Genomic DNA, 12,830 nt, shown 5'->3' on the forward strand with positions numbered 1-12,830 from the left:
CTCGCGCCGGGCCCGGAGGCGCACCCTCCTGCGTGTCTCCGGCCAGCATGGCCGCCGGCCGCGCGACATCCGCCCGTGCTGCCCTGCGGGCCGCCCGGATCAGGCCGCCGCCGTCTCCACCGGGATCACGTCGACCGCCTGGTCGATCGCCTGCTTGCCCCATGTCCTGAGCACACCGCGGTCGGGCGCCACGTCGGAATAATCCCGCCCGTAGGCCACCACCACGTGGTCGGTGCCGACGAGCAGGTCGTTCGTCGGGTCGAACTCCAGCCAGCCGCCGTCGACGCCGACCCAGGCCCGCACCCAGGCATGCATCGCGTCGGCCCCGGCCAGCCGTTCGCGGCCGGGCGGCGGCAGCGTTCTCAGGAAGCCCGAGACATAGCCCGCCGGCACCCCGATCCCGCGCAGGCAGGCGATCAGGATATGCGAGAAATCCTGGCAGACGCCGTGTCGCAGGCGGAAGGCCTCCTCGGGCGGGGTGTCCACCTCGGTCGCATCCGAATCGAATTTCATCTCGTCGTGCAGGCGCCGTCCGATCGCCAGCACCGCCTGCTGCGCGGTGATCCCGGGGGTCAGGCACTCGCGCGCGAAGGCGGTCATCGCGGGCGAGAGCGCCAGCCGGGGCGAGGCGCCGCGGAAGTGATGCGGGCTTTCCGGTCCGATGTCGCGCAGCTGCGCCAGCTCGCAGGCCAGCCCGCCGAGCTCCGGCGAGAAGTCCAGCGTCTGGGGCTGGGCGATGCGCTCGACCCGCGCCTGAAGGCTCAGCACCAGCGAGTCGACCGGCGCCCGCCACGCGAATTCGGTCACCGCGTTGGCGAAGAAGTCGGTGCGGTCGATCCGCTCGTCGGGCCAGGGGTCGGCCTCGAGCACGCCGGTGATCAGCGTCTGCTGGCCCCAGATCGTGCGCGGCAGCAGGTGCGCGAGCGTCCGCGCCCCCTCGGCCGGAGAGGCGTAGCCGTGTTCGATCTTCAGCCCGATGTCGTAGAGCATCGCCTCACCCCAGGTATTTCGCGGCCAGGTGGCCCGCGACGGTGGACAGGTCCCCGCGCAGCTCCCAGAACCGCTCGGCGGTCCATTCCTCGGGATCGCCCACGGTCAGATCGGTCTCGATCCGCAACAGGTCGCGGCCGAGCGGCTCCATCTTGCCGCTGACCCGCGCGTTCGGCAGCCGTTCGGCGTGGTCGCGCATCGCGGCGACCTGGAAGAGCACCGACCGCGGGTTGTTGGCATCCAGCGCCATCAGGTCGACCACCGTGTCGCGGGTCGTGTCGATCCGATAGCGCCGGCGGTGCGTCATCACGCTGTCGCCCAGTTCGACCAGCAGATCCCAGCTGCCGTCCGGCGCCGTCTCGTCGGTGAATACGGCAAGAAGGTGGGCCAGGTTGTCGGCCCGCTCCAGCGCGCGGCCGAGGCTGAGGAAGCGCCAGCCGGCGAAGCGGTACATGTTTTCGTGCACCAGCCCCGCGAAGCCGGTGATGCGGCGCAGCAGCAGCCCCATGGCGCGGGCGCTGTCGTCGCCCTGCACCGTCTTGCCGCCGAGGCTCTGGGCCGTGGTGGCCAGGTCGCGCAGGGCCCACCAGGCATCGACCGAGAAGCGGTCGCGCACCTTGCCGGCGCAGGTCTCGGCCGCCGAGATCTGGTCGAAGAGCGCGGCGGGCACCCGGCGCGCCGGGTCGATGCCGAGGAATTTCAGATGTGCCGCGAGGCCCGAGATCTGCGGCGCCGCGCGGCCGCCGGTCTCTTCCAGCCGCAGGTGCCAGGCGCGCAGCAGGCGGATGGTGCTCTCGCAGCGCTCGACGTAACGGCCGAGCCAGAAGAGGTTGTCCGCCGCCCGCGAGGGCAGCACCGAGGGCGCCTCGCGCAGAGAGGCGCCGCGCGGTTTCATCAGCGTGTCCTGCGGCACCGGTTCATCATGGGCGATCCAGACATCGGCGACCGAGCCGCCCTGCTGCATCGCCAGCGCCGTCGCGTCGCCCTTGCGCCCGATCCGGGCATAGCCGCCGGGCATGATCTGCCAGCCCTGCGGGGTGCGCGCGGCAAAGACGCGGACGGTCATCGGCCGCGGCACCAGCCCGTCGTCCTGCCAGACCGGCGTGGTCGAGAGCGTCACCGCCTCCTGCCCGACGAGGCCCGCGCCCTTCGCCTCGATCCAGGCGGCGATGTCCCGGTCGTCGGCGGCGTCGGCGAAGCGGCCGCCGAGCGCCATCTCGGCCTCGACGCTGAAGGGCATGGCGGTCGAGAGCGCCTGGCCGATCATCATCCGCTCGGCATTGGCGACGACATGGGCGCGCTCCTTGGCCTGGCCGCACCACCAGGTGGCGATGTTGGGCAGTTTCAGCGGTTCGCCGGTGAGCGCCGGCGCGATCCGCGGCAGGAAGGCCAGCAGCGCCCGCGTCTCCAGCACCCCCGCGCCAAGCGCGTTGACCATCGAGACCGAGCCCTCGCGCAGGGCCGAGACGAGGCCGGGCGTGCCGATGCGCGAGCTTTCCTGCAGCTCCAGCGGGTCGGCATAGGAGGCGTCGAGCCGCCGCCAGAGCACAGAGACCGGCTTCAGCCCCGAGACGGTGCGCACCATGACCTGGCCCTTGACGACGACAAGGTCCTCGCCCTCGAGCAGCATCAGGCCGAGGTAGCGGGCAATGTAGGTGTGTTCGAAATAGGTGTCGTTCGACGGGCCGGGCGTCAGGATCGCGGGCCGCGAATTGCCGGGGATGCGCCCGTCCGCAGCGGCCTCGTCGCGCAGCTCGTCGAGCCCCTCGCGGAAGGCCCGGAAGAAGCCTGCGAGGCGCGAGACCCGGGCGGTGGCGAAGGCCTCGGGGAAGACGCGGGAGGTGGCCATCCGGTTCTCGAGCGCGAAGCCCGCGCCCGAGGGCGCCTGCGTCCGGTCGCCCAGGACGAACCACGAGCCGTCCGGCGACCGTCCGATCTCGAAGGCGAGGAAGTGCAGGAAATGCCCCGAGGCGGGCCGCACCCCGACCATCGGGCGCAGCCATTCGGGGTTGTCGGCGATGATCTCGGGCGGCAGGTGCCCGTCGGCGATCAGGCTCTGCGCGCCGTAGAGGTCGGCCACCACCGACTCGAGCAGCTCGGCGCGCTGGATCAGTCCTTCGCTGATCTCCTCCCATTCGTCGGCATGCAGGATGACGGGGATGTGGCTGAGCGGCCAGTCGCGTTCGCCCGTCGCGTCGGCCGAGTAGCGGCGGAAATAGACGCCCGCGTCGCGCAGGTAGAGATCGCCGCGGTTGAACCGCTCGCGCATCGCCTCGGGCGTCTGCTCGGCCAGGTGGTCGAGGAAATCGGTCCAGACCGGCCGCATCCGCCCTTCGGCATCCAGAAGCTCGTCCGGAACGCCCGGCCGCGGGCGGTAGTCACGCAGGATCCTCTGCGTGGCGCGGGAAGCCGGAAGGGGGCGGGCAATCTCGTCCATGGCGTGTCATAGCCCGGGCGGCCTGCGCAGGTCGAGGGTCGTCGGGAAATCGGGGTGGGTTTGCTCGGGCGTCGGAACATATCCGCCGGGCTTGTGCCCCATCGGTTCGAACCGGGCGAGGCGCCGCGCCTCCGCCTCGTTCCCGTTGACGGGGAAGGTGTCGTAGTTCCGCCCGCCGGGATGCGCGACGTGGTAGGTGCAGCCGCCGATCGCGCGGCCGGTCCAGGTGTCGTAGATGGCGAAATGCAGCGGCGCGTCGATCGGGAGCACCGGATGCAGCGCCTCGGCCGGCTGCCACGCCTTGAAGCGGACGCCGCCGACGAAGGTGCCGGCGGTGCCGGTGGCGGTCAGCGGCACGGGCCGTCCGTTGCAGTGGAGCGCGTAGCGGTCGGGGTGCATCGTCGTCACCCGGGCCTGCAACCGTTCGACCGAGCTGTCGGTGTAGCGCACGGTGCCGCCGATGGCGCCGGTCTCGCCCAGCACGTGCCACGGTTCCAGCGCCTGCCGCAGTTCAAGGTGCACGCCCTCGTATTCGACCTCGCCGCAGAAGGGGAAGCGGAATTCCTGCTGGGCGACGAACCATTCGGGCTCGACCTCGTAACCGTGGTCCTTGAGGTCGCGCAGGACGTCGAGGAAATCCTCCCAGACGAAATGCGGCAGCATGAAGCGGTCATGCAGCACGGTGCCCCAGCGGACCGGCTTGCCCTTGATCGGCGCGTCCCACATCCGGGCGATGATGGCGCGGATCAGCACCTGCTGGGCAAGGGACATCTTGGCGTCGGGCGGCATCTCGAACCCGCGGAACTCGATCAGGCCGAGGCGCCCCGTGGGACCGTCGGGCGAATAGAGCTTGTCGATGCAGATCTCGGCCCGGTGGGTGTTGCCGGTGACATCCGTCAGCATGTTGCGGAGCAGCCGGTCCACCAGCCACGGCAGGGGCTGCGGGCCTTCGGCGGGGTCGGGGATCTGCGACAGCGCGATCTCGAGCTCGTAGAGCGTGTCGTGGCGGGCCTCGTCGATCCGGGGGGCCTGCGAGGTCGGGCCGATGAAGAGGCCCGAGAAGAGGTAGGAGAGCGACGGGTGCCGCTGCCAGTAGAGGATCAGCGAGCGCAGCAGATCCGGGCGCCGCAGGAAGGGCGAATCGTTCGGGGTCTCACCGCCGACAACGACGTGGTTGCCGCCGCCGGTGCCGGTGTGGCGCCCGTCGATCATGAACTTGTCGGCCCCGAGGCGGCATTGCCGCGCCTCCTCGTAGACCGCGTTCGTGGTGGCGACGCATTCCTCCCAGGTCGCGGCGGGATGGATGTTCACCTCGATCACGCCCGGGTCCGGCGCCACGCGGATGACGTTCATCCGGGGATCGTGGGGCGGGGAATAGCCCTCGATATGGATCGGCAGCCCCAGCTTCTTCGCGGCGCGTTCGGCCGAGGCGATGAGGTCGAGGTAATCCTCGATGCTCTCCACCGGCGGCATGAAGACGCAGAGCCGCCCGTCGCGCGGTTCGACCGAGAGCGCGGTGCGGACGGCGCCGCCGAGCTCGGTGAGCTGCTGTTCGATGACGTCCTGAACCGGGCCCGTGGGGCTGGGGGCCGAGACCGGCTGGCTGTGCTCGGGCGTGCTCTCGGGCATGCCTTCCTCGGCGTGGTAATCGGGCAGCTCGTCGCGGTCGACGGTCGGGTCCACGATGTAGGTATAGGGATATTGCGCGGGCGGCACGTAGGGCAGGGTGCCGAGCGGCAGGCGATAGCCGACCGGGCTGTCACCGGGCACGAGGAAGATCTTGCCCCGCCGCAGCTTCCACTTCTCGGACCGCCAGCGCCGGCCCGCGGCCTTCGACTGCCACGCCTGAACCGGCAGGACATAGCCCGAGGGTTCCGTGAGCCCGCGCTCGAAGACCTTCGCCATGCGGTGGCGCTCCTCGGGGTCCTTGAGCTTGTTGTTCTCGGGCGTGACGTTCTCGGGCAGGTTCGCCTCCTTCAGCAGCCATTCGCCCGGGTCCTCGTAGGCGGGCGCGACGTAATCCTGCCCGACGCCGAGGTCCTCGGCGATCTCGGCCATCAGCGCCTCTGCCTCCTTCGGCCCGGCGCCGGTCTGCGCGTCCTCGGTGGCGATGAGCGCCTCGTCGGACCAGATCGGCTTGCCGTCCCGCCGCCAGTAAAGGCTGAAGGTCCAGCGCGGCAGCGTCTCGCCCGGATACCACTTGCCCTGCCCGTAATGCAGGAAGCCGCCCGGAGCGAAGCGGTCGCGCAGGCGGCGGATCAGCTTGTCCGCGAGCCCGCGCTTCATCGGGCCGACGGCGGCGGTGTTCCACTCCGCGCTTTCGAAATCGTCGATGCTGACGAAGGTCGGCTCGCCGCCCATGGTCAGCCGCACATCGCCCTCGGCGAGCTTCTCGTCCACCTTCCGGCCCAGCACGTTGAGCCGGTCCCAGGCGTCGTCGCTGAAGGGCTTGGTGATGCGCGGATGTTCGGACACCCGGCTGACCTTCATGTCGAAGCTGAAATCCACCTCCGCGTAGGAGGCCATCCCGGCGATCGGCGCGGCGTTGCGGTAATGCGGCGTGGCGGCCAGCGGGATGTGGCTCTCGCCCGCCAGGAGGCCCGAGGTCGGGTCGAAGCCGATCCAGCCGGCGCCGGGCAGGTAGACCTCGACCCAGGCATGCAGGTCGGTGAAGTCGTGATCGGTGCCCGCCGGGCCGTCCAGCGACACGAGGTCGGGCTTCAGCTGGATCAGGTAGCCCGACACGAAGCGCGCCGCGAAGCCCAGGTTGCGCAGGCACTGGACCAGCAGCCACGAGGAATCCCGGCACGAGCCCGAGACCCGCTCGAGCGTCTCCTCGGGGGTCTGCACGCCGGGCTCCATCCGGATCGTGTATTCCACATGGTTCGCCACGTGGGCGTTCAGCGAGACGAGGAAATCGACCGTCCGCTCGTGATCGCGCGGCAGGGTCTTCAGGAAGGCCGCCAGCCGCGGCCCGACGGGCTCGGGCGTGCTGTAGATCGACAGGTCCTCCTTCAGTTCGGAGGGATAGTTGAACGGCCATGTCTCGGCCGTGTCCTCCACGAAGAAGTCGAACGGGTTGTAGACCGACATGTCGGCGACGAGGTCCACCTCGATCCGGAACTCGCGCACCGGTTCGGGGAAGACGAAGCGCGCCAGCCAGTTGCCGTAGGGATCCTGCTGGTGGTTCACGAAATGCGGCTCGGGCCCGACCTTCAGGGAATGCGAAATCACCCGCGTGCGCGAATGCGGCGCGGGGCGCAGCCGGATGATCTGGGGGGCGAGGGTGACGAGGCGATCGTAGCGGTAATGCGTCAGGTGATGGATCGCTGCGTGAATCGACATGAGGGCCGTCCCTTCGGTAACTGGTCCCGAATGCATCGCATCCGGACCGCATCATAACAAGCGGCGCGGGCGGTCCGGCCGCAGCTGCCGGACAGCGCCTGCGGGGTTTTCCCCGTCATTCCGGGCGGATGGGCCTGAAACCCGCGCGGGTGCCTGTTTTCCGGGCAATGCCGCGCTAGGTGGCCTGATGGGCTTGTCTGCGGCCAAACCATTGCGCAGGATCAAGAACCTAGCCGGAGTGCGATCGTGTGCTAAGGTATCTGTGAGGGGCTGACCGGGACGAGCCCGGCCCGCCCGACGGGGCCCAGAGAGCTGACAAGGACGGAATGACGGACAATCGGTTTTTCGACGAGATGCTGGATGGCGCGGGCGGGGCCCGGGCACCCTATTCGGATTACGCTGACTGGTTCTCGGGGGAGGATCCGAAGTCGCTCCTGAAGAAGTCGAGCGAGGCCGAGGCCTTCTTCCGCCGCATCGGCATCACCTTCAACGTTTATGGTCAGAGCGAGGCGGACGAACGTCTCATCCCGTTCGACATCGTGCCCCGGATCATCGCCGCGCAGGAATGGCGCACGCTGGAGCGCGGGATCGAACAGAGGGTCCGGGCGATCAACGCCTTCCTCGCCGACATCTATCACCGGCAGGAGATCCTGAAGGCGGGCCGCATCCCCGCCGAGATCATCCAGAACAACGAGGCCTTCCTGCCGCAGATGGTCGGGGTCGCACCGCCGGGCGGGGTCTATACCCATATCGTCGGCACCGACCTGGTGCGCACCGGCGAGAACGAATTCTACGTGCTCGAGGACAATTGCCGCACGCCGTCGGGCGTCTCCTACATGCTGGAGAACCGCGAGACGATGCTCCAGATGTTCCCCGAGCTCTTCACCCGGATGCGGGTCAAGCCGGTCTCGAGCTACCCGGCCGAGCTGCGGCGCTCGCTGTCCGAGGCCGCGCCGCCGAACTTCAACGAGGGCAAGCCCTCGCTCGCCGTGCTGACGCCCGGTATCCACAACTCGGCCTATTTCGAACATTCCTTCCTGGCCGACCAGATGGGCGCCGAGCTGGTGGAGGCGAGCGACCTGCGCATCGTCGACGGCCGCGTCGCGATGCGGACGATCCGGGGCTACAAGCCGCTCGACGTGATCTACCGCCGGGTGGACGACGATTACCTCGACCCGCTCAACTTCAACCCGACCTCGTTGCTGGGCGTGCCGGGGATCATGGACGTCTACCGCGCGGGCAACATCACCATCGCCAACGCGCCGGGGACCGGGATCGCCGACGACAAGGCGCTCTATTCCTACATGCCCGACATCGTGCAGTTCTACACCGGCGAGAAGGCGATCCTGCAGAACGTGCCGACCTGGCGCTGCTCGGAGCCCGACAGCCTGAAATACGTGCTCGACAACCTCGCCGAGCTCGTCGTGAAGGAAGTCCACGGCTCGGGCGGCTACGGGATGCTCGTCGGGCCCGCGGCCTCGAAGAAGGAGCTGTCGGAATTCGAGGCGAAGCTCCGCGCGAAACCCGGCAATTACATCGCCCAGCCGACGCTGGCGCTCTCCACCGTGCCGATCATGACCCAGAAGGGGCTGGCGCCGCGCCATGTGGACCTGCGCCCCTTCGTGCTGGTCTCGCCCAAGTCGGTCTACATCACGGCGGGCGGGCTGACGCGGGTGGCGCTCAAGGAGGGCTCGCTCGTGGTGAACTCGTCGCAGGGCGGCGGGACGAAGGATACCTGGGTGCTGGGGGACTGATGCCGATGCTGGGAAAAACCGCGGGTGGCCTGTTCTGGATGTTCCGCTACCTGGAGCGCTCGGAGAACACGGCGCGCCTGCTCGACACCGGATTCCGCATCGCGCTGACCGGGTCGGAAAGCGCCGAAGTGGAATGGGAGAGCATCATCACCACCGCCGGGGTGCGCGAGCTCTATCTCGAGAAATACGACACGTTCGAGCAGGGGCACGTGATCAACTTCCTGCTGCGCGACAAGGACAACCCGTCCTCGGTCATGTCGGTGATCGAGATGGCCCGTTCGAACGCGCGGATGGTGCGGACGGCGCTGTCCTCGGAGGTCTGGGAGGCGACCAACGAAAGCTGGATGACGCTGAAGAGCCAGCTCGCCCGGCCGGTCTCGGTCAAGAACCTCGCGGATGTGCTGACCTCGGTGCGGCAGCATTCCTCGCTGGTCAGGGGCGCCCTGCACGGCACGATGCTGAGGAACGAGATCTTCGATTTCGCCCGGATCGGCACCTTCGTGGAGCGGGCCGACAACACCGCCCGGATCCTCGACGTGAAATACTACGTGCTGCTGCCCTCGGCGGCCTTCGTCGGTTCCTCGATGGACAATGCGCAATGGGAGACGATCCTGCGCTCGGTCTCGGCCTTCCGGTCGTTCCGCTGGCTGAACGAGGCCGAGACGACGCCCCGCGCCATCGCCGCCTTCCTGATCCTCGACAAGCGGATGCCGCGGTCGCTGGCGTTCTGCTATTCGAAGATCGTCGGCAACCTGAGCTATCTCGCCCAGAACCACGTGGGCGACCTGCCGAGCCTCGAGCTGGCCCGGAAGACATACGACAGGCTGGACAACCGCGATATCGACCGGGTCTTCGACGAGGGGCTGCACGAGTTCCTCGAGGCCAGCATCGCGAGCACCGCGCGGCTGGCCGGGCAGATCCAGGAAGATTTCCGGTTCTACGGATAGGGGGATGCCATGCGTCTGAAGATCTCGCACAAGACCATCTACACCTACGACAAGCCGGTGCATTACGCCCTGCTCCAGCTGCGCCTGACCCCGCGCAACGCCGTCGGGCAGCGCGTGATCTCGTGGGAGTCCCACCTCACGGGGGGCGACCGGCAGGTCACTTTCGACGACCAGTTCCGCAACCGCGTCGATCTGATCATGATGCAGGACACCGACCGGCTGGAGATCCACAGCGTGGGCGAGGTCGAGGTCGAGGACCGCGCCGGGGTCGTGGGGCCGGGCGAGGCGATGACGCCGCTCTGGCTCTTCCTCCGCAAGACCGCGATGACGACGCCCGGATCCCACGTCCGCAAGCTTGCCCGCCAGGTCGAGAGCGCCTTTGCCGAGAACCAGCTCTCCGGCGCCCATGCGCTCGCCGAGGCGGTCGCGGCGGCGGTCGAATACCGGACCGGCACCACCACCGCCATGACCACGGCGGAGGAGTCGGTCGCGTCGGGCCAGGGCGTCTGCCAGGACCATGCCCACATCATGATCGCCGCCGCCCGCCATCTGGGGATCCCGGCGCGCTACGTCTCGGGCTACCTGATGATGGACGAGGTGCCCGAGCAGGAGGCGGGCCACGCCTGGGCCGAGCTGATGATCGACGGGCTTGGCTGGGTCGGCTTCGACGTCTCGAACGCGGTCTGCCCGGATGACCGCTACGTCCGGGTCGCGGTCGGGCGCGACTATGCCGACGCGGCCCCGGTGCACGGGCTCAGGCAGGGCGACGCCTCCGAAGAGCTTTGCGTTTCCCTGCAGGTTCAGCAATAGACTGAGCGCCGAATCGGCAGCCGGGGAAGGGCACACGGATGACCTATTGCGTCGGCATTCAACTCAATCGCGGAATCGTCTTCATGTCGGACACCCGGACCAATTCCGGCGTCGACAACATCTCGACCTTCCGCAAGATGTTCACCTTCGAGACGCCGGGCGAGCGTTCGATCACGATCATGACCTCCGGCAACCTTGCGACCACGCAGGCGGTGATCTCGCTGCTGCAGGAACGCTCGAAACGGCCCTCGGACCGGTCGCCGGACATCCTCCACGCCGAGTCGATGTTCCAGGTCGCCCGGCTGATCGGCGCGACGCTGCGCGAGGTGATCGCGGGCCATGACGAGGCCGGGCAGCGCGCGGACGGCGCCTTCTTCGCCACGCTGATCGTGGGCGGCCAGATCAAGGGCGGGGAGCCGCGGCTCTACCTGATCTACCCGGAAGGCAACTTCATCGAGGCCGGGGAGGACACGCCCTTCTTCCAGGTCGGCGAGACGAAATACGGCCGTCCGATCCTGATCCGCGCCTATGACCCGGACATGAGCTTCGAGGCGGCGATCAAGCTGCTGCTCGTCTCCTTCGACAGCACGATCAAGGCCAACCTCTCGGTGGCGCTGCCGCTCGACTGGCACGTCTACGAGACGGGCAGCCATCGCAACGGCCGGATCGGCCGGGTGGAGCAGGGCGATCCCTATTTCGAGGTCATCTCGAACGGCTGGGGCGGTGCGCTGCGCGACGCCTTCGCCGCACTCCCCGATTTCGAGATGCCCGGCCGAGCCGAACCCGCGGACTGACGCGCGGCGCGCGCCTGCGGCGACGCCCCGCCCGCCATCCCGTCGGGCGCCCCTGCCATGATTGCGACTCAATTGCCGGGCGAAGCGACGCGTTTTCCGGCAGATTGCGCAAAGCTGGCTGGGCGAGTTGCCCATAATGCGGGCACAGCTGCCGATTTCCGCCCATCAATTGAGCATCTCTCCCGGGCTGCGCCTCCGCCGGACCCTGTCCAATTCCCCGACGGCGGCAAAGCCGCTCTCTTGGTCACCGCGCGCCCCGAGCGGCGCGGAACAGGGATTGCGGTGACGGGCGGACTACCAATCACGGCCCGCCACCGCTGAGACGCAACAAGACGTCGTCCGAGGGATCTAGGGGGGAGTCTGCGCGGGATCAACCGCCAGCAGTCCCTGTCCGTGCGGCGGCGCGACGAGAAGGGAACCTTCACCACCATGTCGCATTTTCTGAAATCAATGCTGGGCGCCGCCGCCGGATCGCTGATCTTCGGCACGACCGCCGTGGCGCAGGACGACACCATCAAGGTCGGCGTCCTCCACTCGCTCTCGGGCACGATGGCGATCTCCGAGACGACGCTCAAAGACACGATGCTGATGCTCATCGAAGAGCAGAACAAGAAGGGCGGCGTGCTCGGCAAGCAGCTCGAGGCCGTGGTGGTCGATCCGGCCTCCGACTGGCCGCTCTTCGCCGAGAAGGCCCGCGAGCTGCTGACCGTCTCGGACGTCGACGTGATGTTCGGCTGCTGGACGAGCGTGAGCCGGAAATCCGTGCTGCCGGTGATCGAGGAGCTGAACGGCCTCCTGTTCTACCCGGTCCAGTACGAGGGTGAGGAATCCTCGAAGAACGTCTTCTACACCGGCGCCGCGCCGAACCAGCAGGCGATCCCGGCGGTCGACTACTACCTCGAGGAACTGGGCGTCGAGAAATTCGCCCTGCTCGGCACCGACTACGTCTATCCGCGGACCACGAACAACATTCTCGAATCCTACCTGAAGGACAAGGGCATCGCGGCCGAGGACATCTTCGTCAACTACACCCCCTTCGGCCATTCCGACTGGTCCAAGATCGTCGCCGACGTCGTGGCGCTCGGCGCCGACGGCAAGAAGGTCGGCGTGGTCTCGACCATCAACGGTGACGCGAACATCGGCTTCTACAAGGAACTCGCCGCCGCCGGCGTCTCGGCCGAGGACATCCCCGTCGTCGCCTTCTCGGTGGGCGAGGAAGAGCTCTCGGGCCTCGACACCTCGAACCTCGTCGGCCACCTCGCCGCGTGGAACTACTTCATGTCCGCCGAGAGCGACGAGAACGACGCCTTCATCGACGCATGGCACGCCTTCATCGGCGACGAGAAGCGCGTGACCAACGACCCGATGGAAGCCCATTACATCGGCTTCAACATGTGGGTGAACGCGGTCGAGGAGGCCGGCACCACCGACGTCGACGCCGTGCGCGAAGCCATGTGGGGCCAGGAGTTCCCGAACCTGACCGGCGGCACCGCGGTGATGGGCACCAACCACCACCTCTCCAAGCCCGTGCTGATCGGCGAGATCCGCGACGACGGCCAGTTCGACATCATCTCGGAAACCGACCCGGTCCCCGGCGATGCCTGGACCGACTTCCTGCCGGAATCCGCGGTGCTCGAGGCCGATTGGAAAGACCTCGAATGCGGGATGTACAACACCGACACCAAGAGCTGCGTCCAGATCAAGTCGAACTACTGACCTGACCTGACCGTGGGGACCGGCGGCCCCTCCCTGC

General features: G+C 68.2%; 8 protein-coding genes. 5 read left to right on the forward strand and 3 right to left on the reverse strand.

Going from position 1 to position 12,830, the window contains the following annotated elements; genetic code table 11:
* Positions 1-99: 99 nt before the first annotated feature.
* Genes Q344_RS0117755 through Q344_RS0117765 form a run of 3 tightly spaced genes read right to left on the reverse strand, consistent with a single transcriptional unit; the run spans position 100 to position 6,772 of the window.
* Entirely contained in the window at positions 100-990 is an 891-nt protein-coding gene (locus Q344_RS0117755) for a transglutaminase family protein (protein WP_028287945.1), read from the reverse strand.
* A gap of 4 nt (positions 991-994) precedes the next feature.
* Positions 995-3,427, reverse strand: a complete 2,433-nt coding sequence (locus tag Q344_RS0117760; protein WP_028287946.1) for a circularly permuted type 2 ATP-grasp protein — start codon at positions 3,425-3,427, stop codon at positions 995-997.
* A gap of 6 nt (positions 3,428-3,433) precedes the next feature.
* Entirely contained in the window at positions 3,434-6,772 is a 3,339-nt protein-coding gene (locus Q344_RS0117765; RefSeq protein WP_028287947.1) for a transglutaminase family protein, read from the reverse strand.
* A gap of 326 nt (positions 6,773-7,098) precedes the next feature.
* Here Q344_RS0117765 and Q344_RS0117770 point away from each other — a divergent pair, with 326 nt between their 5' ends.
* The 5 genes from Q344_RS0117770 to urtA all read left to right on the forward strand — a co-directional run bounded on the left by Q344_RS0117770 (position 7,099) and on the right by urtA (position 12,793).
* Positions 7,099-8,526, forward strand: a complete 1,428-nt coding sequence (locus Q344_RS0117770; RefSeq protein WP_028287948.1) for a circularly permuted type 2 ATP-grasp protein — start codon at positions 7,099-7,101, stop codon at positions 8,524-8,526.
* 5 nt (positions 8,527-8,531) lie between these two features.
* Positions 8,532-9,473, forward strand: a complete 942-nt coding sequence (locus Q344_RS0117775; protein WP_028287949.1) for an alpha-E domain-containing protein — start codon at positions 8,532-8,534, stop codon at positions 9,471-9,473.
* 9 nt (positions 9,474-9,482) lie between these two features.
* Entirely contained in the window at positions 9,483-10,283 is an 801-nt protein-coding gene (locus Q344_RS0117780; RefSeq protein WP_028287950.1) for a transglutaminase family protein, read from the forward strand.
* A gap of 38 nt (positions 10,284-10,321) precedes the next feature.
* Complete coding sequence (locus Q344_RS0117785) at positions 10,322-11,077, forward strand: proteasome-type protease (protein ID WP_028287951.1); 756 nt, start codon at positions 10,322-10,324, stop codon at positions 11,075-11,077.
* A 429-nt stretch (positions 11,078-11,506) separates the two neighbouring features.
* Positions 11,507-12,793 (forward strand): urea ABC transporter substrate-binding protein, encoded by a 1,287-nt coding sequence (gene urtA / locus Q344_RS0117790; RefSeq protein ID WP_028287952.1) that lies wholly within the window; start codon positions 11,507-11,509, stop codon positions 12,791-12,793.
* The last annotated feature ends 37 nt before the right edge of the window (positions 12,794-12,830 follow it).

The organism is Pseudooceanicola nanhaiensis DSM 18065 (assembly GCF_000688295.1).
GTDB lineage: Bacteria > Pseudomonadota > Alphaproteobacteria > Rhodobacterales > Rhodobacteraceae > Pseudooceanicola > Pseudooceanicola nanhaiensis.